The organism is Alsobacter soli (genome assembly GCF_003004785.1).
Classification (GTDB): Bacteria; Pseudomonadota; Alphaproteobacteria; order Rhizobiales; family Beijerinckiaceae; genus Alsobacter; species Alsobacter soli.
The window spans coordinates 1-22,096 of sequence record NZ_PVZS01000017.1 but is presented as its reverse complement, the minus strand read 5'-3'; the positions used below and the strand labels follow the sequence as shown (position 1 = coordinate 22,096).

21 protein-coding genes and 1 tRNA gene are annotated in these 22,096 nt (G+C 68.4%); 18 read left to right on the top strand and 4 right to left on the bottom strand.

Annotated features, from left to right (window positions below; all coding sequences use genetic code 11):
- Positions 1–72: 72 nt before the first annotated feature.
- The 5 genes from SLNSH_RS15610 to SLNSH_RS15590 all read left to right on the top strand — a co-directional run bounded on the left by SLNSH_RS15610 (position 73) and on the right by SLNSH_RS15590 (position 5,805).
- Positions 73–1,668 carry an ABC transporter substrate-binding protein gene (locus SLNSH_RS15610; protein ID WP_425353003.1) on the top strand — a complete coding sequence of 532 codons (1,596 nt, stop codon included), beginning with the start codon at positions 73–75 and terminating at the stop codon, positions 1,666–1,668.
- A gap of 168 nt (positions 1,669–1,836) precedes the next feature.
- A complete protein-coding gene (locus SLNSH_RS15605) occupies positions 1,837–2,814 on the top strand; it encodes an ABC transporter permease (RefSeq protein ID WP_106337941.1) in 978 nt (325 codons plus the stop codon).
- Positions 2,814–3,761 (top strand): ABC transporter permease, encoded by a 948-nt coding sequence (locus SLNSH_RS15600; protein WP_106337940.1) that lies wholly within the window; start codon positions 2,814–2,816, stop codon positions 3,759–3,761. Before SLNSH_RS15605 ends, SLNSH_RS15600 begins: the two co-directional genes overlap by 1 nt.
- Positions 3,758–4,792 (top strand): ABC transporter ATP-binding protein, encoded by a 1,035-nt coding sequence (locus SLNSH_RS15595; protein WP_106337939.1) that lies wholly within the window; start codon positions 3,758–3,760, stop codon positions 4,790–4,792. The genes SLNSH_RS15600 and SLNSH_RS15595 overlap by 4 nt, the downstream gene beginning before the upstream one ends.
- Positions 4,789–5,805, top strand: coding sequence for an ABC transporter ATP-binding protein (locus SLNSH_RS15590; RefSeq protein WP_106337938.1), 1,017 nt, complete (start codon positions 4,789–4,791; stop codon positions 5,803–5,805). Before SLNSH_RS15595 ends, SLNSH_RS15590 begins: the two co-directional genes overlap by 4 nt.
- Before the next feature lie 16 nt (positions 5,806–5,821).
- On the opposite strand, the gene SLNSH_RS15585 is transcribed toward SLNSH_RS15590, so the two are convergent.
- Positions 5,822–7,042, bottom strand: coding sequence for a peptide ABC transporter permease (locus SLNSH_RS15585; protein ID WP_106337937.1), 1,221 nt, complete (start codon positions 7,040–7,042; stop codon positions 5,822–5,824).
- A 356-nt stretch (positions 7,043–7,398) separates the two neighbouring features.
- On the opposite strand from SLNSH_RS15585, the gene fdnG reads away from it, so the two are divergent.
- The 11 genes from fdnG to SLNSH_RS15535 all read left to right on the top strand — a co-directional run bounded on the left by fdnG (position 7,399) and on the right by SLNSH_RS15535 (position 18,612).
- Positions 7,399–10,479: a formate dehydrogenase-N subunit alpha gene (gene fdnG / locus SLNSH_RS15580; protein ID WP_106337936.1), complete on the top strand. Its 3,081-nt coding sequence runs from the start codon at positions 7,399–7,401 to the stop codon at positions 10,477–10,479.
- 14 nt (positions 10,480–10,493) lie between these two features.
- The gene (fdxH, locus tag SLNSH_RS15575; protein ID WP_106337935.1) at positions 10,494–11,381 is read left to right on the top strand and encodes a formate dehydrogenase subunit beta; all 888 of its coding nucleotides are present in this window, start codon (positions 10,494–10,496) and stop codon (positions 11,379–11,381) included.
- Positions 11,382–11,412: 31 nt separating this feature from the next.
- Positions 11,413–12,078 (top strand): formate dehydrogenase subunit gamma, encoded by a 666-nt coding sequence (locus SLNSH_RS15570; protein ID WP_106337934.1) that lies wholly within the window; start codon positions 11,413–11,415, stop codon positions 12,076–12,078.
- A 124-nt stretch (positions 12,079–12,202) separates the two neighbouring features.
- Complete coding sequence (gene fdhE, locus SLNSH_RS15565) at positions 12,203–13,120, top strand: formate dehydrogenase accessory protein FdhE (protein ID WP_106337933.1); 918 nt, start codon at positions 12,203–12,205, stop codon at positions 13,118–13,120.
- Positions 13,121–13,193: 73 nt separating this feature from the next.
- Positions 13,194–14,606: an L-seryl-tRNA(Sec) selenium transferase gene (selA, locus tag SLNSH_RS15560; RefSeq protein WP_106337932.1), complete on the top strand. Its 1,413-nt coding sequence runs from the start codon at positions 13,194–13,196 to the stop codon at positions 14,604–14,606.
- Positions 14,606–15,436, top strand: coding sequence for a tetratricopeptide repeat protein (locus SLNSH_RS15555; RefSeq protein ID WP_106337931.1), 831 nt, complete (start codon positions 14,606–14,608; stop codon positions 15,434–15,436). Before selA ends, SLNSH_RS15555 begins: the two co-directional genes overlap by 1 nt.
- On the top strand, positions 15,433–17,376 hold the full coding sequence (selB, locus tag SLNSH_RS15550) for a selenocysteine-specific translation elongation factor (RefSeq protein WP_106337930.1): 1,944 nt from the start codon (positions 15,433–15,435) through the stop codon (positions 17,374–17,376). Before SLNSH_RS15555 ends, selB begins: the two co-directional genes overlap by 4 nt.
- A gap of 50 nt (positions 17,377–17,426) precedes the next feature.
- Positions 17,427–17,522: transfer RNA gene (locus SLNSH_RS24915), tRNA-Sec, on the top strand.
- 16 nt (positions 17,523–17,538) lie between these two features.
- Positions 17,539–18,009: a hypothetical protein gene (locus SLNSH_RS15545; RefSeq protein ID WP_106337929.1), complete on the top strand. Its 471-nt coding sequence runs from the start codon at positions 17,539–17,541 to the stop codon at positions 18,007–18,009.
- Entirely contained in the window at positions 17,996–18,370 is a 375-nt protein-coding gene (locus tag SLNSH_RS15540; protein ID WP_106337928.1) for a hypothetical protein, read from the top strand. Before SLNSH_RS15545 ends, SLNSH_RS15540 begins: the two co-directional genes overlap by 14 nt.
- A gap of 50 nt (positions 18,371–18,420) precedes the next feature.
- A complete protein-coding gene (locus SLNSH_RS15535) occupies positions 18,421–18,612 on the top strand; it encodes a hypothetical protein (RefSeq protein WP_106337927.1) in 192 nt (63 codons plus the stop codon).
- 23 nt (positions 18,613–18,635) lie between these two features.
- On the opposite strand, the gene SLNSH_RS15530 is transcribed toward SLNSH_RS15535, so the two are convergent.
- Positions 18,636–19,421: an SDR family oxidoreductase gene (locus SLNSH_RS15530; protein WP_106337926.1), complete on the bottom strand. Its 786-nt coding sequence runs from the start codon at positions 19,419–19,421 to the stop codon at positions 18,636–18,638.
- A 192-nt stretch (positions 19,422–19,613) separates the two neighbouring features.
- Between SLNSH_RS15530 and SLNSH_RS15525 the strand changes: the two genes are divergently transcribed.
- Positions 19,614–20,381 (top strand): endonuclease/exonuclease/phosphatase family protein, encoded by a 768-nt coding sequence (locus tag SLNSH_RS15525; protein ID WP_106337925.1) that lies wholly within the window; start codon positions 19,614–19,616, stop codon positions 20,379–20,381.
- A 27-nt stretch (positions 20,382–20,408) separates the two neighbouring features.
- On the opposite strand, the gene SLNSH_RS15520 is transcribed toward SLNSH_RS15525, so the two are convergent.
- Positions 20,409–20,714: a CsbD family protein gene (locus SLNSH_RS15520; RefSeq protein WP_106337924.1), complete on the bottom strand. Its 306-nt coding sequence runs from the start codon at positions 20,712–20,714 to the stop codon at positions 20,409–20,411.
- 246 nt (positions 20,715–20,960) lie between these two features.
- Between SLNSH_RS15520 and SLNSH_RS15515 the strand changes: the two genes are divergently transcribed.
- The gene (locus tag SLNSH_RS15515; RefSeq protein ID WP_106337923.1) at positions 20,961–21,536 is read left to right on the top strand and encodes a PRC-barrel domain-containing protein; all 576 of its coding nucleotides are present in this window, start codon (positions 20,961–20,963) and stop codon (positions 21,534–21,536) included.
- Between the two features lie 71 nt (positions 21,537–21,607).
- Here the strand turns inward: SLNSH_RS15515 and SLNSH_RS15510 are convergent, their stop codons facing one another.
- The gene (locus SLNSH_RS15510; protein ID WP_106337922.1) at positions 21,608–21,796 is read right to left on the bottom strand and encodes a hypothetical protein; all 189 of its coding nucleotides are present in this window, start codon (positions 21,794–21,796) and stop codon (positions 21,608–21,610) included.
- Positions 21,797–22,096: the final 300 nt, after the last annotated feature.

Below are 22,096 nucleotides of genomic sequence, written 5' to 3'. Positions count from 1 at the left end.
AATCCGGATGGAGGCCCGGCGGCGTCGAGGGGCGCCGTAGAGAGGCCGAACCCGGACGGAGGGATGTCTCGAATGCTTCGCAAGGTCCTCTTCGCGGCCGCCGCCGCCATGGCTCTGTCCGTGGGCTCAGCCGCCGTCGCGCCGGTTTCAGCCGCCACGCTGCGCTACGCCAACCAAGGCGACCTGAAGTCGCTTGACCCCTACACCCTGAATGAGACCACCACCAACGCGCATCTCGGCAACGTCTACGAGGGCCTGACCAAGCGGGACAAGGACCTCAAGATCATTCCCGGTCTGGCGGAAAGCTGGGAGATCGTCGAGCCGACCCGCTGGCGCTTCCACCTGCGCAAGGGCGTGAAGTTCGCCAACGGCGAGGACTTCACCGCCGACGACGTTCTGTTTTCAGCAGACCGCGTTCGCGCCCAGGGCTCGAACTTCCAGACGCGCGTTCCAAAGGACGCGAAGTTCGTAAAGGTGGACGACTACACGGTCGACGTGGTCCTCGCCACGCCGAACCCCATCCTGCATTACCAGTGGGACACCTGGTACATCATGTCGAAGAAATGGGCGGAGGCGAACAACGCCACCCAGCCCACCCCGGCGAGCGCTGCTACGCCGAGCTACGCCTCGCTGAACGCCAACGGCACGGGCCCGTTCAAGATCGAGAGCCACCAGCCGGGCGTGAAGACCGTGTTCAAGCCGAACCCGGGTTGGTGGGGCAAGCCCGAGCACAACCTTACCGAGGTGATCTTTACTCCGATCAACTCGGACTCGACCCGCGTCGCGGCCCTGCTCTCGGGCGAGGTGGACATCATCGAGCCGGTTCCGCTTCAGGACATCCAGCGCGTAAACCAGTCGCAGAACGCCCAGGTGCTGACCGGGCCGGAACTGCGCACGATCTTCCTGGGCATGGACCAGTCGCGCGACGAACTGCTCGAGTCCAACGTCAAGGGCAAGAACCCCTTCAAGGACAAGCGGGTGCGTGAGGCCTTCTACAAGGCTATCGACGTGGAGGCGATCAAGAGCCGCGTCATGCGCGGGCTCTCCACTCCCTCGGCCCTGATGATCGCCCCCGAGCTGTTCGCCCTCTCGAAGGACTTCACCCGTCCGAAGGCCGACCCGGAAGCCGCCAAGAAGCTGCTGGCCGAGGCCGGGTACCCCAACGGGTTCGAAGTCGGCATGGACTGCCCGACCGACCGCTACGTCAACGACGGGCCGATCTGCCAGGCGGTTGTGGGCATGCTGGCCCGCGTCGGCGTCAAGGTGAACCTGAACGCCCAGCCCAAGGCGCAATACTTCGCCAAGGTGCTGAAGCCGAACGGGTACAAGACGTCGTTCTACCTCCTGGGCTGGACGCCGGGCACGCTCGACAGCCACAACGTGCTCTATGACATCATGGGCTGCCGCGACGACGCCACCGCCCGCGGCGAGACCAACCTCGGCGGCTACTGCAACAAGCAGCTGGATGCGCTCACCGACAAGATCCTGGTCGAGACCGACGCGGACAAGCGCAACCAGATGATCAAGCAGGCCTTCCAGATCGGCATCGACGATTACGGCTACATCCCGCTGCACCAGCAGTCGCTGGCCTGGGGCGTGGCCAAGAACGTCAAGGTCGTGCAGCGCGCCGACAACCAGGTGCTGCTGTACTGGATCCGCAAGGACTGATCGGCATCGGCCCGGCGCCCCTCGGCGCCGGGCTGTCTCGCACGACCAAATCCGTCATCCCCATGCGGCGCGCACGGCTCGGGGAGGACGGCAAGAAGACCCAACGCGGCCCCGATCTTGCCAGCGGCAAGTCGGCGTCACTCCCCCGGCGTCGCCCGAAAGAGGCCCATGCTCGCATTCATTCTGCGCCGCATCTTCCAGTCCATCGTGGTGCTGCTCTGCGTCGGCGTCATCGCCTTCGCGCTGTTCCGGCTGGTCGGCGACCCCGTCAACCAGATCGTGTCGATCGACACGCCCTACGAGCAGCGGATGCAGATCCGCAAGGAGCTCGGGCTCGATGACCCGGCCATCGTCCAGTTCGGGCGCTATCTGGCCAAGGCGGCCCGGTTCGACTTCGGAATCTCCTACCAGTTCAGGCAGCCGGTCGCCTCGCTGATCGGCGAGCGCATGCCGGCGACCCTCGAGCTCACCTTCGTGGCTGCGCTGTTTTCGCTCGTGATCGGCATCCCGATGGGCGTTTTCACGGCCTTGCGGCGTCGGTCGTTCCTTTCCGGCGTGTTCATGACGGTGTCGCTGATCGGGGTGTCGTTGCCGACCTTCCTGATCGCCATCCTGCTGCGCTACATCTTCTCCGTGCAGCTCGGCTGGCTGCCGTCCTTCGGGCGCGGGCAGGTGGTGCAGCTCGGCTGGTGGTCTACGGGACTGCTCACGGCGAGCGGCCTGAAGGCGCTGATCCTGCCGTCCATCACGCTCGGCCTTTTCCAGATGACCCTGATCATGCGCCTTGTCCGGGCCGAGATGCTGGAGGTGCTTCGCACCGACTACATTAAGTTCGCCCGCGCCCGCGGTCTCTCTGACCGCGCCGTCCATTTCGGCCATGCGCTGAAGAACACGCTGGTGCCCGTGATCACCATTGCGGGCCTGCAGCTCGGATCCATCATCGCCTTCGCGCTGATCACCGAATACGTGTTCCAGTGGCCAGGCATGGGCGCGCTCTTCCTCGGGGCGGTGCAGAACGTGGACATTCCGGTGATGGCCGCGTACCTGCTTCTGGTCTCCTTCATCTTCGTCGTCGTGAACCTCGTGGTCGATGTGCTCTATGCGGTCGTCGACCCGCGGCTGCGCGCCAACCTGCAGGCTGCCTGATGGCGGACGTCACCCTCACCACGCCTCCGGACACGCCCTCGCGTTGGACCCGCTTCCGCGACTCCGACCTGCTCGCGAGCTTCCTGTCGTCCAAGCTCACCATGGTGTCGGCGCTCGTGACGGTCGTGATGATCCTGGGCGCGGTCTTCGCGACCTGGATCGCGCCCACGAACCCGTTCGACCCCGCCAGCGTCGACCTCATGAACTCGCTGTTCCCGCCGCGCTGGATCGAGGGCGGCGACCCGCGCTTCCTGCTGGGCACGGACAACCAGGGCCGCGACATCTGGTCGGCCATTCTGTACGGCATGCAGGTGTCGCTGATCATCGGCATCGTGGGCGTGATCATCGCGGCGACGCTCGGCATCGGCCTCGGCCTGCTCGCGGGTTACCTCGGCGGCCGCGTGGACGCGCTCATCATGCGCGTCGCCGACATCCAGCTGACCTTCCCGGCGATCCTCATCGCCCTCGTGATCGACGGCGTGGTGCACGCCTTCTTCAAGGGCGCGCCGCGGGAGCAGACCGCCTTCGGCGTGCTGGTCGTCTCCATCGGCCTGTCGTTCTGGGTGCAGTACGCCCGCACGATCCGCGGCTCCACCATGGTCGAGAAGAACAAGGATTACGTGCACGCCGCCCGGCTCATGGGCGTGCCGGCGCCCCTCATCATGCTGCGGCATGTCCTGCCGAACGTGATCGGGCCGGTGCTGGTCATCCTCACCATCAACCTCGCGCTCGCCATCATCACCGAGGCGACGCTGTCGTTCCTGGGCGTGGGCCTTCCGCCGACCCAGCCGTCGCTCGGCACCCTGATCCGCATCGGCAACGATTTCCTGTTCTCAGGCGAGTGGTGGATCGTCGCTTTCCCCGGCGTCACGCTCGCCGTGTTCGTGCTGGCCGTGAACCTCCTGGGCGACTGGCTGCGCGACGCCCTCAACCCGAAGCTGCGATGACAGAGCCCGTCCTTTCCGTCCGCGACCTCTGCGTCGAGTTCGTCACCCGTCGCGGCGTCCTGCGCGCGCTGGACCGGGTCTCCTTCGACATCGGCAAGGGCGAGGTGCTCGGCGTCGTGGGGGAGTCCGGCGCCGGCAAGTCGGTGACCGGCTCGGCCGTGATCGGGCTGATCGAGCCGCCGGGCCGCATCGCCTCGGGCGAGATCCGCCTCAAGGGCGAGCGGATCGACAACCTGTCGCCGACCGCCATGCGGCAGGTGCGCGGGCGCCGCATCGGCATGGTGTTCCAGGACCCGCTGACGAGCCTCAACCCGCTCTACCGTGTTGGCGACCAGCTGGTCGAGACCATCCGCACCCACCTGCCACTCAGCGCCGCCAAGGCGCGCACGAGGGCGATCGAGCTCCTGGCGGAGGTCGGCATCCCGGCCCCGGAGCGGCGCATCGACGGCTACCCGCACGAGTTCTCCGGCGGCATGCGCCAGCGCGTGGTGCTGGCGCTCGCGCTCTGCGCCGAACCGGAGCTCGTGATCGCAGACGAGCCCACCACCGCCCTCGACGTCTCCGTGCAGGCGCAGATCATCACCCTGCTCAAGCGGCTCTGCCGCGAGCGCGGCACGGCCGTGATGCTGATCACCCACGACATGGGCGTGATCGCCGAGACGGCCGACCGCGTGGCCGTGATGTACGCTGGCCGCGTGGCCGAGATCGGCCCGGTGCGCGACGTGGTGAGCCGCCCGTTCCACCCCTACGCGGCGGGCCTGATGGGCTCCATCCCGACGCTCGAGACGGCCACGGACAGGCTCGTGCAGATCCCCGGCTCCATGCCCCGCCTCACAGCCATTCCGGCCGGGTGCGCCTTCAACCCACGGTGTCCGCACGCCTACGCGCGCTGCGTCGCCGAGCGGCCGGAGTTGCTCAGCCGCGGCGCCCACGCGGTGGCGTGCCACCTGTATGACGAGCCGGGCGTGGACGCGGAGGCGCTGGTGCAAAGGGACAAGGTCGCCGCCGCCGTGGGAAGGAGCCGCGCATGAGCTCCGACAACTTCGTCGACATCCGCGATCTGCGCCGCGTCTTCGACGTCTCCAAGCCGTGGCTGGAGCGCACGCTCGCCCGTGAGGGCCGGCAGCTCCTGAAGGCGGTGGACGGCGTCACCGTCTCCATCCGGCGCGGGGAGACCTTCGCGCTGGTGGGCGAGTCCGGCTCCGGCAAGTCCACCGTCGCCCGCATGGTGGTGGGGCTGCTGCCCCCGACCGCCGGCGAGGTGGTGATCGACGGCGTCTCGATGACGGCCGCTCGGGATTCCGGCGCCCGCAAGCGCCTGCGCCGGCGCATCCAGATGATCTTCCAGGACCCTTACGCCAGCCTCGATCCCCGCTGGCGCGTGGGGCGCATCATCGCGGAGCCTATCCGCGCCTTCGGGCTCGCGCGCGAGCAGGGCGTGGAGGAGCGCGTGGGCGAACTGCTTCGGCTGGTCGGCCTGGACCCGGCGGACGCCGCCAAGTTCCCGCACGAGTTCTCGGGAGGCCAGCGGCAGCGCATCGCGATCGCGAGGGCGCTGGCCTCGGAAGCCGAGTTCATCGTCTGCGACGAGCCCACCTCGGCGCTCGACGTCTCCGTGCAGGCGCAGATCCTCAATCTCATGCGCGACCTGCAGGACCGGCTGGGCCTGACCTACCTGTTCATCAGCCACAATCTGGCGGTCGTGCGCCACATGGCGGCGACCATCGGGGTCATGTATCTGGGCCGGGTGGTCGAGGTCGCGCCGGCGAAGCAGCTCTTCGCTGCGCCGCGCCACCCCTACACCCGCATGCTGCTGGACGCGGTGCCGGACCTCGCCATGTCGGGCCGCCCGCGCACCCCGGTTCAGGGCGAGATCCCCAACCCGATCTCCCCGCCGTCCGGCTGCACCTTCAACCCACGTTGCGCGCTAGCGAACGAGCGCTGCCGGCGCGAGGTCCCGCCGCTGCGCGACGGCGTCGCTTGCCACGCGGTCCACGAGGGACGCGCCGACCCGCAGGACATGCCGGAGGTCGCGGCGGTCTAGCCGGCCCGCCAGCCCGTCAGCTGCGGAAGACGTGCGTCTTCGGACGACTGGTCCGGTATTGGCCCCGGTCCACGGCCACGATGGCGACGGCGCCGAGCACAAGGCTCATCAGCCACCAGGCCTGCGCGGCGCCTTGGCCGAAGGCTGCGAGGATGAAAGCCACCGTGAGCGTCATCAGCCCCCCGGGCCCGACGCTCGGTGAAAGCCGCTTCGTGGCGAGCACAGCGCTCGCCAGCAGCAGCGCCAAGGCCGCCGCGCCCAGGAATCCCAGCTCGAACCAGATGTCGAACAGGAGGCCGCCGGGCGCGCCGCTGGGGACGATTCCGGCCAGCTTGGCGCGCAGCGCGGTGTCGAGACCCCGGCCAGTGAGGAGCCGCAGGGGTTCGTCCGTGACGATGCGGCGCCAGACCCGCAAGGCCTCCGACCGCGGGCTCGTGACCCCGAAGGCCAGCTTCGCAAGAGGATGCAGCAGGAACGGGATCAGCGGAGCCGCCGCCACGAGGCCTGGAAGAAGAAACAGGGCCGAGCGCCTGCCCATGCGGGAATTGACCGTCGCGGCTGCGAAAACCAGGGCTCCCAGGACCAAGGCCAGCAGCGCCGGCAGGTTGTCCCCAAGGATCAGGGCCGCCGTCACCGCCGCCACCAGGGCGAAACCGGACGCAAGGCGCTCTTTGGAGAGAAGCCATGTCACCGCAGCGGGCGTGACCAGCACCAGCACGAGGAGGCCGCGCTCGATCAAGGCCCGGTCGGTCTCCGGATCGGGGCTGCGCCCCGCCGCCGCTCGCCAGGCGATCGCAAGGGCTGCGATCGCGGCCAGGCCCACGCCGATGGGCAGCAGATAAAGGTTGGAGACCCTCATACGGTCTGGGAGCGCCGTGACGGCCACGAGGCCTGTGAGGCCCGCGGCGAGCAGGTTGAGCACGCGCTCGGCTGCAGCGGCGGGAAACGGCGCCCAGAGCAGGGACAATGCCGCCCAGAACGCAAGGAAAGCCGCGACTGCCCCGGTCGGCGTCCAGAGCGCCCTGCCGGTCTGGCGCCAGGGCTCGCGTCCCTCGGATTCGATCACCCTGGCCAGCACCATGAGGGCGATTCCGATGGGCGCCGCGATCACCAGTCCGCGGCGCGAGCCCACGGCCAAAAGGGGCGCCGCCACGACGAGCACCGCGAAGCCAAAACGGCGCAGCAGGCCGGCGGCGTCGACGGCGGGGTTCACGGAGGTGCGCGCGAGGCGGGCCATGCGACGAGTGCTTTACGTTGGCGTTCGGACGAGCCGGGGACCCGCAAGCTTAGCGGCACGCGCGTCGCGCGACTGTGAGCGGCGGGCAACACTGGCCGAGGTTCTGCGGAGTCGGCGTTTCAGGCCAGGCGAACGAGGGCGTTTCCGTGTCGTCCCCATAGCAACGGCCGATGAACTCGCACCGTACCGCCCGCAGAAAGAAGACCCACTTCCCAGCAAAGAGCAAGGGGATCCAGGCAGCGCGCGCCTGGATGACGCGCCGCACAACGGGATGGCTTTGACAATTTTTTATTCCGGGCTGTAATGAGTCACCCTGAAAAGGGGGCCGTCGAAAGACGGCGAGGAGGAGAAGCAACATGCTCGGCGAAGTCTCTCGCCGCCAGTTCCTGAAGGGAGCAGGCGCGAGCGTTGCCGGGTCCGCCATGGGGGCGCTGGGCTTCATGGGCGTGGAGGAGGCTGTCGCGGCCTCGATTCGCCCGTTCAAGCTCGCGAACACCACAGAGACCCGCAACACTTGCCCCTACTGCTCGGTCGGCTGCGGCATCATTATGTATTCCGAATCGTCCAAGGCGGACGGCAAGCGGAAGATCATGCACATCGAGGGTGACGTCGATCACCCGACCAACCGCGGGACGCTTTGCCCGAAGGGCGCGGCTCTGCTGGATTTCGTGAACGCGCCCACGCGCACGAAGTACCCGATGCACCGGGCTCCCGGCGCAAAGGAGTTCAAGCGGGTGTCCTGGGAGTTCGCGCTGGATCGCATCGCGCAGCTCATGAAGGAGGACCGCGACCGCAACTTCGTCGCCAAGAACAAGGACGGGGTCACGGTCAACCGGTGGACGACCACGGGCTTCCTGGCCGCGTCCGCCACCACGAACGAAACGGCGTTCGCCACCTACAAGGTGGTGCGCAGCGCCGGCATGTTGGTCTTCGACAACCAGGCTCGCGTTTGACACGGCCCGACGGTGGCAAGTCTTGCCCCGACGTTTGGCCGCGGCGCGATGACCAATTCGTGGACTGACATCAAGAACACCGATCTCGTCCTGATCATGGGCGGGAACGCGGCCGAGGCTCACCCCTGCGGCTTCAAATGGGTCACGGAGGCGAAAGCCAACCGGGGCGCCAAGCTCATCGTCGTGGACCCGCGCTTTACGCGCTCGGCGTCCGTGGCGGATTTCTACGCGCCCATACGGCAGGGAACCGACATCGCGTTCCTGCTCGGCGTGATCAACTATTGCCTGCAGAACGGCAAGATCCAGAAGGACTACGTCGCCAACTACACCAACGCCTCGCTGGTGGTGAAGGAGGGCTATTCCTACAAGGACGGCCTGTTCTCCGGCTATGACGAGAGCAAGCGCGACTACGACCGCTCCACGTGGGACTACGAGATTGGGCCGGACGGCTACGCCGTCACGGACACGACGCTCCAGCACCCGCGCTGCGTGTTCAACCTCCTGAAGGAGCATGTCGCCCAGTACACGCCCGAGTTCGTGGAGCGCATCTGCGGCACCCCGAAGGACAAGTTCCTGACGGTGGCCAAGATGGTTTCCGAGACGTCCGCGCCCGACAAGGTGATGACGTCCATGTACGCGCTTGGGTGGACGCAGCACTCCAAGGGCTCGCAGAACATCCGCGGCATGGCCATGTTGCAGCTTCTCCTCGGCAACATGGGTCTTGCGGGCGGCGGCATGAACGCCCTGCGCGGCCATTCCAACATCCAGGGCCTGACGGACGTCGGGCTGATGTCCAACCTGCTCCCCGGCTATCTCACGCTGCCGTCCGAGAAGGAGACCAGCCTCGCGCCCTATATGCAGACCCGGCTGTTCAAGCCGCTGCGTCCCGACCAGACCAGCTTCTGGCAGAACTACAAGAAGTTCTTCGTGAGCTTCCAGAAAGCCATGTACGGCCCCGCCGCCACGGCCGAGAACGACTGGGCTTTCGACTACCTGCCGAAGCTCGACGTCACCTACGACGTGCTGCGCGCCTTCGATCTCATGGATCAGGGCAAGATGACCGGTTACTTCTGCCAGGGCTTCAACCCCCTGCTGTCCTTCCCCGACCGGGGCAAGGTCACGCGGGCGTTGAGCAAGCTGAAGTGGCTCGTCACCATGGACCCCCTGGAGACGGAGACGTCCCGCTTCTGGGAGAACCATGGCAAGTACAACGAGGTCGACAGCGCCTCCATCCAGACCGAGGTGTTCCAGCTGCCCTCCACCTGCTTCGCGGAGGACGAGGGCTCGCTGACCAACTCCTCGCGCTGGCTGCAGTGGCACTGGCCGGGAGCGGATGCGCCCGGCGAGGCCAAGTCGGACGTCTGGATCATGGCGCAGCTCTGGAAGCGCCTGAAGACCGCCTACCAGAAGGACGGCGGCGCCTTCCCGGACCCGATCGTCAACCTGGTCTGGAACTACAAGAACCCGGACGACCCGCAGCCCGACGAGATCGCGCGCGAGGTCAACGGCTACGTCCTCGCCGACGTGCCGGACCCGACGGACAGCTCCAAGATGCTCCTGCAGAAGGGCAAGCAGGTGCCGGCTTTCGCGGCTCTCCGCGACGACGGGACCACCGCCTGCGGCTGCTGGATCTACTCGGGCTCGTTCACCGAGGCCGGCAACATGATGGCGCGCCGGGACAACAAGGATCCGGGCGACATGGGGGCCTATCTCAACTGGGCCTTCGCGTGGCCGGCCAATCGCCGCGTGCTCTACAACCGCGCCTCCGCCAACCTGGAGGGCCAGCCCTGGGATCCGAGCCGCAAGCTCATCGCCTGGGACGGGTCCAAGTGGGCCGGCAACGATATTCCGGACATCGCCCCCACGGCGAAGCCCGGGACCGTGATGCCGTTCATCATGAACCAGGAGGGCGTCGGCAAGCTGTGGGTCCGCGCCGGGATGCGCGACGGCCCGTTCCCGGTCCACTACGAGCCCTTCGAGAGCCCGATCAACAATCCGGTGAACCCCAAGATCAAGGGGAATCCGGTGGCGCGGGTGTTCAAGGAGGACCTCGCCCGGATGGCCGAGAACGGCTCCAAGGAGTTCCCGTACGCGGCCACCAGCTATCGCCTGACCGAGCACTTCCACTACTGGACGAAGCACGTGCAGGTGAACGCGGTGCTGCAGCCGGAGTTCTTCGTCGAGATCTCCGAGCAGCTCGCGGCCGAGAAGGGCATCAAGCCCGGCGGATGGGTCAAGGTGTCGTCCAAGCGCGGCCAGGTAGAGGCCAAGGCGGTCGTCACCAAGCGCATCAAGCCGCTCACCTGCGACGGCAAGACCGTCCACGTAGTGGGCATCCCGATCCACTGGGGCTTCATGGGCGCCGCGAAAAAGGGCTTCGGGCCAAACAGCCTGACCCCGTTCGTCGGCGACGCGAACATCGAGACGCCTGAGTTCAAGGCGTTCCTGGTGAACGTGGAACCCATCCCGGGTCCGGTGGCGTAAGGGGAGGCGCGAACATGGCGACCATGGAACTCGTCCGCCGCTCGGCCTCCTCGTCCCCGGCGTTCCAGCCGGGGGCCCAGGAGGTGGCCAAGCTCATCGACGTCTCGAAGTGCATCGGCTGCAAGGCGTGCCAGGCGGCCTGCCTGGAATGGAACGACCTCCGCGAGGAAGTCGGCTTCAACGACGGCACGCTGAACAACCCGCACGACCTGACGCCGGCGTCGTTCACCGTCATGCGGTTCACGGAATGGGAGAACGCCGCCACCGGCAATCTCGAATTCCTGATCCGCAAGGATGGCTGCATGCACTGCTCCGACCCGGGCTGCCTCAAGGCCTGCCCGGCCCCCGGCGCGATCGTGCAGTACTCCAACGGCATCGTGGACTTCGACCACGACAAGTGCATCGGCTGCGGCTACTGCGTGAAGGGCTGCCCCTTCAACATCCCGCGCATCTCCAAGGCCGACAACAAGGCCTACAAGTGCACGCTGTGCTCCGACCGCGTGGCGGTCGGCCAGGGTCCGGCCTGCGCCAAGGCCTGCCCCACCAAGGCGATCTCCTTCGGAACCAAGCAGGAGATGAAGGACCTCGCCGACAAGCGCATCAATGATCTAAAGAGCCGCGGCTACGGCCAGGCGGGTCTCTATGATCCACCGGGCGTCAACGGCACGCACGTCATGTACGTGCTGCACCACAACGACCGGCCCTCGCTCTACGCGGGCCTGCCCGACAACCCGAAGATCTCGACCGTGGTCGAGCTTTGGAAGGGCGTCGCGAAATACGCCGGCCTGGCCTTTATCGGCCTCGCCGCCGTGGGCGCGGCGGTCCACCACATGGTGGCCGGCCCCAACCGCGTCAGCAGCGAGGACGAAGAGAACGCGGCCCGCCTGAAGGAGAAGGCCTGATGGCGAAAGCCGCACGGGAAGGAGGCGCGTGATGGCGTCCACATCTTCCACGAAATCCGTCGTCGTCGACCGTTATGCGGTCGGCGCGCGGATCAACCACTGGGTGACGGCGATCAGCTTCATCCTGCTGGCGCTCTCCGGCTTGGCGTTCTTCACGCCGAGCCTCTACTTCCTCACCGGGCTGTTCGGCGGCGGCCAGCTGGCGCGCACGCTCCATCCGTGGATCGGCGTGGTGCTGTTCATCAGCTTCTCCGGCCTTTTCGTGCGCTTCTGGAAAGCCAACCTCTGGAACGCCGACGACAGCGCCTGGATGTCCAAGCTGCCGGACGTGGTCGCCGGCCACGAGGAGCGGCTGCCGGAGATCGGCAAGTACAACGCCGGCCAGAAGCTCGTGTTCTGGGGCATGGCCCTGCTGATCCTGGTGCTGTTCGCCACCGGTCTGGTGATCTGGCAGCAGTATTTCGGCGCGTCCAGCTCCATCGACCAGCAGCGGGTGGCGCTGCTGATCCACGCGGCGGCGGCCGTGGGCACGATCCTGATCTGGATCGTCCACGTCTATGCGGCCATATGGGTGCGCGGCACCATCCAGGCCATGACTCGGGGCAATGTCACGGGCGGCTGGGGCTGGCGCCACCACCGCAAGTGGCTGCGCGAGGAAGTGCAGAAGGGCGAGGTCAAGGCCCAGCCGGCGGAGTAGTTCGGCGAGCCAGGCAATCGATCGTCCCCGGTGGCCCTGCCCGGCTCACCGGGGATGACGCGCAACCGCAAGCATCCAAGCAGAGCCGGCGGCGCGCGCCGCCCCCGAGAGCACCGAGACACCCATGGCCCAGCCGGCGCCCCCCACCTTCGAGCCCATCGGCATCGGCGAGGAAAGTCGCCCGCCGCTGGCCGTGACGCCAAACCCAGCGTCCCTCTTCCGCGACCGCGCCGAACGCTTCCGCGCGCTGGCCGAAGGCCACCAGATGAAGCCCTACCTGCTGTTCCTGGCCGGCCTGTCCCAGGCGCAGCACGCGACCCAGGGAAACCTGTCGCCGGCCGCGCCGCCGGAAGCCGAGGACGTGCGCCGCGCCGCTGAATTCGGCATGCCTCCGATCGCGCGCGAGCGCTTCGAGCCGGACACAGCCGTGGCGGAGACCCTGGACCGCTTCTTCGACCTGGCGGCCGCCGTGGAGGCGCCCGAGGCTGCGAGCGCAGCCCTGGCCAGACTCGCCTCGCGTGATTCGGACAGGCGGCGCGAGCTGCTGTTCGCCGCTCTCGCGGACGCCCCCTCGGCCGACGCTCTCAGCGAGCACGTTTTCGTCTCCGCCGCCCTGCAGGTCCATTTCGCCCGCCTCGCCGCCACGCTCGATGCGGGCAAGCTCGTGCCGGTGGCCGATGGCGCCTGCCCCGCCTGCGGCGGACCGCCCGTCACCAGCTCCGTGGTGGGCTGGCCCAGCGCGCATGGCGCACGCTTCTGCGCCTGCTCCCTTTGCGCTACGCGCTGGCACGTGGTTCGCGTCAAATGCGTCCTGTGCTCCTCCACCAAGGGCATCTCCTACGGGGAGATCGAGGGCGTCTTGGACAGCATCAAGGCCGAGACCTGCACGGAGTGCCGTGGCTACCTGAAGATCCTCTACGAGGTGAAGGGCCCATCGCTCGACCCGGTCGCCGATGACGTGGCCAGCCTGGGTCTCGACATGCTGGTCCGCGAAGCCGGCTGGCGCCGCGGCAGCGTGAACCCCTACCTGGTCGGGTTCTGACGCCCGCATCTTGAACGTGGCCGCTGAGGCCACATCTCCACGCGTATGCTGTCTCCCGGAGGGAGCGCCCGCCATGAACAAGCCCATCCGCTCGCCCCTGCCCTCCGTGGACGAGGTGCTGCGTCACGAGACGGCGCAGGCCGCCGCCGCGCGCTTCGGCCGGACTGCGGTCACCGCGCAGGTGCGCCGTCAGCTCGAGGGCGCCCGGGCCGCATTCGCCCGCGGCGAAAGGGGCGAAGTCCAGGCCGAGACGGTTGCTTTGGCCGCGCTGCAGGCCCTCGAAGAGGCCGACCAGCCATCGCAGCGGCGCGTGTTCAACCTCACGGGCACCGTTCTGCACACCAACCTGGGCCGGGCCGTCCTGCCCGAGGCGGCGGTGCAGGCCGTGGCGGAGGCGATGCGCTCTCCGACCACCCTGGAGTTCAACCTTCGGACCGGCCAGCGCGGCGAGCGGGACGACCACGTCCGTGGCGTCGTGCGCGAGTTGACCGGCGCGGAGGACGCGGTCCTGGTCAACAACAACGCCGCCGCGGCGCTGCTCGTCCTGGCGGCCCTGGCCAAGGGCAAGGAGACCATCGTCTCGCGCGGCGAGCTCATCGAGATCGGCGGTTCCTTCCGCATGCCCGCCATCATGGCGAGCGCCGGCACGAAGCTGGTGGAGGTGGGGACGACCAACCGCACGCACCTGAAGGACTACGCCGAGGCTATTGGCCCTCGCACCGGGCTCCTGATGCGCGTGCACACGTCCAACTACATCGTCCAGGGCTTCACCAAGGCCGTGCCCGAGAAGGAGCTCGCGGACCTCGCGCGCGAACGGGGCGTTCCCTTCGTGGACGATCTCGGCTCAGGAACGCTTGTCGATCTCGCCCGCTGGGGCCTGCGCCGCGAGCGCACCGTCCAGGACGCCCTGCGGGATGGCGCCGACCTCGTCACCTTCTCGGGCGACAAGCTCCTGGGAGGGCCGCAGGCTGGCTTCATCGCCGGCCGCAAGGACCTGGTCCAGCGCTGCGCCAGACACCCCATGAAGCGGGCCGTGCGACTGGACAAGCTGCGCCTCGCCGCCCTTGAGGCCACCCTCAAGCTTTATCGCGATCCGGACCGCTTGCCCGAGCTTCTGCCGACCCTGCGCTTCTTCACGCGAAGCCGGGACGAGCTGCGAGCCGTAGCCGCACGGCTGGCGCCGGGCCTTCAACGGGCCCTCGACCGATTCGCTCCGGCCGGCTGGCGTGTGGAGACGGTGGACTACGCCAGCCAGATCGGCTCGGGCGCCCTGCCCCTGGACACGCTGCGGAGCGCCGGCCTCGCCTGCGTTCCGCTGGCGAAGCGGCCCGGAAAGTCGCTGGACAGGCTTGCGGTCGCCCTGCGTAGCCTCCCGATCCCGGTGATCGGACGGATCTCCGAGGACCGGCTCGTTCTGGACCTGCGCTGCCTCGAGGACGAAGCCGGCTTCCTGGCGACCGTGTCGGCTCTGGACGAGACAGCCTGATGTTCGCCCGCCTGAAAGGCTTCTTCGCCAAGCCTTCCGCCGCCGAAGCAGCGGACCGAACCGCCGGCGGCCAGACGGTCGGCGAAGCCCTGGCGCGCGCCCAGGCCCTCGCGGCGGACGGCGACTTCGCCGCCGCCCTGGCGATCTGGGGCCCCCTGGCCCACGCCGGCGTCCCGCGAGCCCAGAACAACGTGGGCGCCTGCTTCGCCGAAGGCCTCGGCGTTGAGGCCGACGGCGCTCTCGCCCAGCGCTGGCTCACCCTGGCGGCCGAGGCGGGCGACGCCGTCGCGCAACGAAACCTGGCGTCCCTGTTCTTCAAGGGCGAGCACGTCGACCGCGACGACCAATCGGCCGTGCGCTGGTATCGCGCCGCCGCCGAGCAGGGCGACGCCGAGGCGCAGCACATGCTCTCCTGGATGCTGCTGGAAGGCGAGAGCCTGCCGGCCGATCCGGCCGAGGCGCGCCGATACGCGGAACTCGCGGCCGCCCAGGGCGTGGCCACCGCCATGACCCGGCTGGGCATGCTGTTCCACAATGCGCTCGGCGTGGAGCGCGACCCGTCCCAGGCCGCCCTGTGGTGGTCCAAGGCCGCCGCGCTCGGCGAGCCGGACGCCCAGGCCATGCTGGGCGCCGCCTACCACCTCGGTCAGGGCGTCAACCGCGATCCGCTTACCGCGATGACCTGGCTCCTGCGGGCCCGGGCGGGCCTGAGCCCCCTGGCCGATCCCTTCTACGCCGCCGTCCGGTCGTCCCTGACCGCGGCGGAGTTCGCGGAGGCGGACCGACGCTCGCGCGCCCCCCTGCCCGGGCCGAACGGAGCCGCCGCATGATCGTCGGCACGGCGGGCCATATCGACCACGGCAAGTCGTCCCTCGTCCGGTCGATCACGGGCGTCGACCCGGACCGCCTCAAGGAGGAGAAAGCCCGCGGAATCACCATCGACCTTGGGTTCGCCTACTGGCCTCAGCCCGACGGCTCGGTGATCGGCTTCGTCGACGTTCCCGGCCACGAGCGCTTCGTTCACACCATGCTGGCCGGGGCCGCCGGCGTGGACCTCGCTCTTCTGGTGGTGGCGGCGGATGATGGCGTGATGCCGCAGACGCGCGAACACTTGGCCATCTTGGACCTGCTCGGCCTCACCCGGGGCGTCGTGGCCCTGACCAAGGCGGACCTCGTCGAGCCTGCGCGCCTCGCGGCCGTGAAGGCGGAGATCGCCGAGACGCTTGCAGGGACGGGGCTCGCCGGCAGCCCGATCCTGCCGGTCTCATCTGCCACCGGCGCCGGCGTTCGTGACCTTGAGCGATGTCTCGCCGAAGAGTCGAAGAAGACGGCGGCGCGGCGCGACGCCGGCCTGTTCCGGCTCACCGTTGATCGTTGCTTCACCCTGGCCGGCGCCGGCGCGGTCGTCACCGGAACGGTGGTGGCCGGCTCCGTCGGGGTGGGCGACTCCGTGATGGTGTCGCCGTCCGGGATCGAAGCGCGCGTGAGGTCGATCCGCGCCCAGAATCGCCCGGCGGAGCGCGGAAGAGCCGGAGACCGCTGCGCGCTCAACATCGCCGGCCCAGGGGTCGCCAAGGACGCCGTCCGCCGCGGCGACGTCGTCCTCGACCCGCGCCTGCACGCGCCGACGCTGCGTTTGGACGCGGAACTCCTGGTCTTGCCGTCCGAGCCCAAGGGAGTCGGGCTCTGGATGCCTGTCTGGCTTCATATCGGCGGCGCCGAGGTGGCCGCCCGGATCGTGCCTTTGCAGGACGGCGTCATACGGCCGGGCACGGGCGGTCGCGTTCAGCTGGTGCTCGAGAAGCCGGTTGCGGCCACTGACCTTGAGCGTTTCGTGATCCGCGACACCTCGGCCACCCGCACGATCGGCGGCGGGCGCGTGCTGGACCTGCGCGCGCCAGAGCGCAAGCGGAGAACGCCGGAGCGGTTGGCTCAACTCGATGCCCTGTCGTTGGGCTTGCCGGAGGACGCGCTGGCGGCGCTCGCGCGCGTTCCCCCCAACCATGTCTCGGCCCGCGCATTCGCCCGTGACCACGGCGTGGCGATCGAAAACATCCTGTCCATGGCCGAGACCCGCTCGCTTGTCAGGCTGCCGGTCGGCGAAGACGTCGCTCTCCTGGACCCGGCCTTTTGGCTTTCGCTGAAGCGCGGCGTGCTCGCCTCCCTTGCAGCCTGGCACGAGGCCAATCCGGATCTCGCTGGCATCGGCGCGGAGCGTTTGCGCCTCCAGCTGGACCGGCGCCTTCCCGCGCCCGTGTTCCGGGCCGCCTTGCAGGCGCTCGCCCGTCCCGCCTCCGGGGCAGCTGGGATCGCCCTGGACGGCGCATGGGTCCGCCTCGCCAGCCATGTGGTGCGGCTGAGCCAGGACGACGAGGCGCTTTGGGGCCGCATGCGACCCCTCATCGCCGGCCAGGAGCGCTTCCGTCCGCCCCGCGTGCGCGACATTGCGGGCCTGCTCGATGTCGAGGAGGCCCGCGTCCGCCGCGCCTTCAGGCTCGTCGGGCGCCGGGGGGAAGTCGACGAGGTGGCGCACGACCACTTCTTCCTGCGCCCGACCGTCGCCGAGATGGTGGGCGTCGCCGCGGATCTCGCTGCCCATGGGCCAAAGGGCGAGTTCACGGCGGCGCAGTTCCGCGATCGGCTGGACAACGGCCGCAAGGTCGCGATCCAGATCCTCGAATTTTTCGACCGCTACGGCGTCACCATGCGTCGCGGCGACCTGCGCCGCATCAACCGCCACCGGCTGGACCTCTTCGGGACAAGCGCATGACCACATGGATGTGCTCCCGAAACGGCGCAGGTTCCGCTATTGCTGGTCTTGGAAGAGAATCGGCCCTGGTGGGTCGGCCGGACTTCAAATCCGGTGGGGGCCGCGAGACGGTCTCTGGTGGGTTCGACTCCCACTCTCTTCCGCCAATCTCCGGGAGCGCACATGAGCCCGGATGACGTTCTGGCGCGCCTCCAACAGGCTGCCGGAGAGGCCGACGCCGCCGAGGAGGCCTTCCGCCGCGAATTCGCGACGCGCATGGACGAACTCGCGCGGAAGCGCACGTTCGCCTACCGGCGGCTGAACATGGTCCGGGAGATGCTGGCCTACGCGCAGGCGGTCGGCGCTCCCGAAGGCGCCGCAGGAGCGGCCCTTGCGGCCGCGCGCCGCGAACTCGGATGGGACGAGGACACGCCTGCCCACGATAGCATTCTCGAGCATCTCGCTCCCGTTGCTCAGGAAGCCGCCAATCTGGCGCACGCGAGCGAGAACGCTGATGGAGAAGGCAGCGAGGGGAAGGGCGATCTCTTTGCGGCCCTGGCCCAGTTCGAGGCCTGGTACGAGTCCGAGTACCGATCGCCCTTCTGGTCCCTTTTTGACGTCTACATCCCGGAGCGGCCCGTTGTCGACTTCTGACGACTTCGACGGTTGGATCAAAGCCGCCTTCGCCGAGACGGGCGCTTTCACCGCCTTGGTGCTGCTGGTCCGCATCGGCAGGCGCAAGGTGACGCCGCTCCGCTCCACCTTCGTGCATGTGATCGGCGATGAACTCGACTGGGGCCAGATCGCCCGGCTCTTCTCCAGCGCAGGCGTGACCTGGGACGGCGCTGCGTTCTTCCCCGAATGCGCCAGGCAGGGTGGGCCGCTGGATTCCGCGGCGGCGCGCCTGAAGCTGCGGATGTTGGAGACCCGCGTCCACGACGATCGGCTCGTGCTGAACGAAGGGCATTTCTTCGACGCCTGGGGCCGTCGGATGCGCGTGGACGAGGTCGCCTGAACCGCAGCGCCGGCTCCGCGTTGCCGCCTCATCAAGACGGAGGAGCGGTCATGGGCGATCAGGAAGAATCCGGCCAGAAAGGCGCGACCCGGCTCAACCCCGGCGACCAGGCCCCGCCCGGGACGCCCGGCACGGGCGAAAATGTCTGCCCGAAATGCCACGGAACTGGCCGCCTGAACGGCGCCGCATGTGAAAACTGCGGCGGCTCGGGCAAGGTCATCGAGGAGATCGGCGGGGGCTGAGCCCCGCCGAAGGAAAGAAGCGCTCAGACGCCGCGCGTAGCGCCGCCGTCGATGCGGATCTTGCTGCCGGTCACGTAGGAGGCCGGTTCGCCGGCCAGGAACGCGACCACATTGGCGAACTCCTGCGGGGCGCCGTAGCGCCCGGCCGGAATCTGCGAGATGGCGCTCTGGGCGATCTTCTCGACCGTGACGTTGAGCCGATCCGCATTGGCCTTGTCGAGTTGGCCGATCCGCTCGGTCTGGATGCGGCCGGGCAGCACCATGTTCACCGTGATCCCGTCCGCGGCGACCTCGGTCGCCAGCGTCTTGGACCAGCCGAGCACCGCCGAGCGGATGCCGTTCGACAGGGCGAGGTTCGGGATCGGCTGCTCGATCCCGGAGGACGCGACGGTGATGATGCGGCCCCACTTGCGCTCCTGCATGGGCGGAAGCAGGCGCTGCGTGAGGTGGAACAGGTTCGCCGCCATGGACTGGAACTGCGTGATCCAGGCGTCCCGCCTCACCTCCTTGGCGACTCCTGGGGGCGGCCCGCCCGTGTTGTTGACGAGGACGTCGACGCCTCCCTGGGCCAGCAGCTTGTCCGCAACGGCCTCGACCTGGGCCAGGTCCCCGGTGTCGAGTTGCAGGGCCGAAACCCGGCCGCGCACCTCCGTCGGCAGTTCGGCGATCCAGGCCTCGATCTTGTCCACGCTGCGCGCAGCCGCGAACACGGTCGCGCCTTCCTTCGCCAGGGTCTGAGCGATCGCGGCGCCCAGGCCGCGGCTGGCGCCGACCACAAGCGCTTTCTTGTTGTTCAGTCCGAGATCCATTGGCGGCTGTCCCCTGCGGCGGCTCCTCCCGGGAGCCTCGGCCCGACTGAGCGGGCTGTTGAGAGGCGCGGAGACTAGACCGGTCCCTCGCCCCCTCCAAGGGGCGCTGAAGCATGGCGCGACCAACCGGAGGGCAGGTCGGGCAACGGCGAAGCGCCCCCAGCGTTGTGGACGCGTCAAACGACGAAGGCCATGCCCCGCATTATCACCTACAACGTCCACCGCTGCCTCGGCGTCGACGGCGTGCTCGACCCGCGCCGGATCGCGGCCGTGATCGCCGCCTGCCAGCCGGACATCGTCGCCCTTCAAGAACTGGACGTCCGCCGCGCCCGGAGCGGCGGCGTGGATCAGGCCCAGGTCATCGCCGACGAACTCGGGATGCAGATGCATTTCCATCCCGCCTTGCGGGTCATGGAGGAGATGTACGGCGACGCCATCCTGACCGCCCGGCCCTCCCGCTTCGTCAAGGGAGGCGCCCTCCCGGAAAGGACCGGGGCGGAGCCTCGCGGCGCCCTATGGGCCGCCGTGCAACTGCCGGGCGGCGAAGTGCAGGTGATCAACACCCATCTGGGGCTGCGAGGCCTCGAGCGCCTGCGCCAGATCGAGGCGCTGCTCGGACCCGAGTGGCTGGGCCACCCCAAATGCAGCGCGCCCGCGATCCTGCTGGGGGACTTCAACGCCGTGCCCCAGTCTCGTGCCTATCGGCGGGTCGCCGCCCGCCTGCGAGACGCCCAGGGCTCGCGGCTCGTCGCGCGTGCGCAGCCGACCTTCCCGGGCCGGCTGCCGGTGCTTCGCATCGACCATGTCTTCGTCTCGGCCGGGGTCGAGGTGACCCGGGCCGAACCGGTTCGGACGCCCCTGTCCAGAAAGGCGTCCGATCATCTCCCCTTGCTGGTGGAGTTCCGCCTCACCCGTCCCAGCGCGCCAGGCGCCCGCCTGGAAGACACCGTGGCGGACTGAACCGGCCTCTCGGGAGGCAGGCGCTGGTCAGCGCCGATGCAGGATTGTCGCCAGCGCGAAACCTGCGGCCGCCGCCACGGCCAGGGCCCCGAGGGGGTTGGCCTGCACCTGCCGGGCGAGGGTCTCGGCTCCTTGGCGATAGGACTCCGGCGCCTGGTCAGCCAGGTCCCGGACGGCGTCCTTGGCCCGTCCATAGGCGTCCTGGGCCGCGCCCGTCGCCTGGTTCGCCATGCCCTTCGCCTGTGTCCCAAGGTCGCCAGTCAGGTCGCCCGCCGCGCTCTGGACCTTGCCGGCGATGTTGGTGACCGTTCCCGTAACGCGATCCGTATCCATGCGACCCTCATGTTCTGCCAAGCCCCCGCCGGCCTCGGAACGCAAGCTTTCGCGCGACAGTTCCATGCAATAGGTGAGCGATGCAAAGAACGGCGACGCTTACGCCAGGCGGGCCGCCACGCTTACGCTCGGATTTCGGCCATGTCTTCTCTCGGCGGGATAAGCGCGAACCTTCTGTTCGGTTTGCAGTTATCGAAGAGCGCGGATCTGAGCGCAATCCGAATTCTTGCACGTTTGGAGAGAGCCATGCTGAAAACGAAGCTCGCAACCAGTCTTCTCGCCACCGCGCTTCTGGCCGGCACGGCCGTCGCGCAGACCAACAACAACGCGACCAATCCGTCCACCTCGGGCCAGTCGATGTCGAGCTCCTCGACGACCGCGGGTTCCGGCAATGTGCAGTTCATCACGAACGAGCAGGCCGGCGAATGGCGCGGCTCGAAGCTCGTCGGCGTCGACATCTACGGCCAGAACGACGAGAAGGTCGGCGACGTGAAGGACATCCTTCTCGACCAGCAGGGCAACGCCAAGGCTGTCGTGATCGGCGTGGGCGGCTTCCTGGGCATGGGCGAGAAGAACGTGGCCGTGCCGTTCAACGCCATCCAGTGGAGCGAGACGCCCCGCAAGGCGACCACAGCGTCGAACACATCCGGCTCGGCCGGCACGATGAACACGGCCAACAACACGGCCGCGCACCCTTCGACCGAGACCACCGGCACCGTCGCCGCCAGCAACAACGCCAAGGACCGCAGCTATCCCGATCATGGCATGATCAGCATGACCAAGGATCAGCTCAAGAGCGCCCCCGACTTCAAGCTGAAGTAAGGCGAACAAGTCCTGAGATCAGGAAGCCTCCGGCGCTCGGCGCCGGAGGCTTTTTGCTATTTCCGTCCCGATCAGTCGCCCGCGTCGGAGCCGGGCGCGATCAGGGCGAGGACGTCACGGACGGCGCGGCGCCGGTTGCGGCGGATGACGCGCTGGGTGCGCCTCGCCAGGTCCAGGCGGCCGGCGACGGCGACCAGTTCGACCTGCCATCGGGCAAGGGCCGGTTCCTCCGCGCTGTCCTGCGATCGTTTGTCGGGCATCGGGGGTGACCTTCAAGACCGTAAGCCTGAGAGCCTACTCTTGCCCAACCAATTGTGAATTGGTCCTTAGCCTGATCGTGAATTTACGAAGGGGCGGTTCGCCGCAGGACGCGTTGCCCCTCGGTTGCGATGGCGGGCGCTGCTGCTTCCGCAGATCGCCTGCGGGCGACGCGCCCGTTCCACGAGGCGAGAGCACGAAGTGACCGCCCACGAGCGCGCCCAAATGCAAAAAGCCGCCCCACACGGGCGGCCACGGCTCGACGTCTCTGGATAGATTTGGTTGCGGGGGCAGGATTTGAA

Bases quoted from the DNA above. Each gene is read 5' to 3' on its own strand.
- SLNSH_RS15510 (WP_106337922.1), bottom strand. From the start codon at position 21,796: ATGCCCGACAAACGATCGCAGGACAGCGCGGAGGAACCGGCCCTTGCC.
- SLNSH_RS15595 (WP_106337939.1), top strand. From the start codon at position 3,758: ATGACAGAGCCCGTCCTTTCCGTCCGCGACCTCTGCGTCGAGTTCGTC.
- SLNSH_RS15535 (WP_106337927.1), top strand. From the start codon at position 18,421: ATGGGCGATCAGGAAGAATCCGGCCAGAAAGGCGCGACCCGGCTCAAC.
- fdxH (WP_106337935.1), top strand. From the start codon at position 10,494: ATGGCGACCATGGAACTCGTCCGCCGCTCGGCCTCCTCGTCCCCGGCG.
- SLNSH_RS15515 (WP_106337923.1), top strand. From the start codon at position 20,961: ATGCTGAAAACGAAGCTCGCAACCAGTCTTCTCGCCACCGCGCTTCTG.
- selA (WP_106337932.1), top strand. From the start codon at position 13,194: ATGAACAAGCCCATCCGCTCGCCCCTGCCCTCCGTGGACGAGGTGCTG.
- SLNSH_RS15590 (WP_106337938.1), top strand. From the start codon at position 4,789: ATGAGCTCCGACAACTTCGTCGACATCCGCGATCTGCGCCGCGTCTTC.
- SLNSH_RS15525 (WP_106337925.1), top strand. From the start codon at position 19,614: ATGCCCCGCATTATCACCTACAACGTCCACCGCTGCCTCGGCGTCGAC.
- SLNSH_RS15605 (WP_106337941.1), top strand. From the start codon at position 1,837: ATGCTCGCATTCATTCTGCGCCGCATCTTCCAGTCCATCGTGGTGCTG.
- SLNSH_RS15520 (WP_106337924.1), bottom strand. From the start codon at position 20,714: ATGGATACGGATCGCGTTACGGGAACGGTCACCAACATCGCCGGCAAG.
- SLNSH_RS15530 (WP_106337926.1), bottom strand. From the start codon at position 19,421: ATGGATCTCGGACTGAACAACAAGAAAGCGCTTGTGGTCGGCGCCAGC.
- SLNSH_RS15545 (WP_106337929.1), top strand. From the start codon at position 17,539: ATGAGCCCGGATGACGTTCTGGCGCGCCTCCAACAGGCTGCCGGAGAG.
- fdhE (WP_106337933.1), top strand. From the start codon at position 12,203: ATGGCCCAGCCGGCGCCCCCCACCTTCGAGCCCATCGGCATCGGCGAG.
- SLNSH_RS15610 (WP_425353003.1), top strand. From the start codon at position 73: ATGCTTCGCAAGGTCCTCTTCGCGGCCGCCGCCGCCATGGCTCTGTCC.
- SLNSH_RS15570 (WP_106337934.1), top strand. From the start codon at position 11,413: ATGGCGTCCACATCTTCCACGAAATCCGTCGTCGTCGACCGTTATGCG.
- SLNSH_RS15555 (WP_106337931.1), top strand. From the start codon at position 14,606: ATGTTCGCCCGCCTGAAAGGCTTCTTCGCCAAGCCTTCCGCCGCCGAA.
- SLNSH_RS15600 (WP_106337940.1), top strand. From the start codon at position 2,814: ATGGCGGACGTCACCCTCACCACGCCTCCGGACACGCCCTCGCGTTGG.
- SLNSH_RS15585 (WP_106337937.1), bottom strand. From the start codon at position 7,042: ATGGCCCGCCTCGCGCGCACCTCCGTGAACCCCGCCGTCGACGCCGCC.
- selB (WP_106337930.1), top strand. From the start codon at position 15,433: ATGATCGTCGGCACGGCGGGCCATATCGACCACGGCAAGTCGTCCCTC.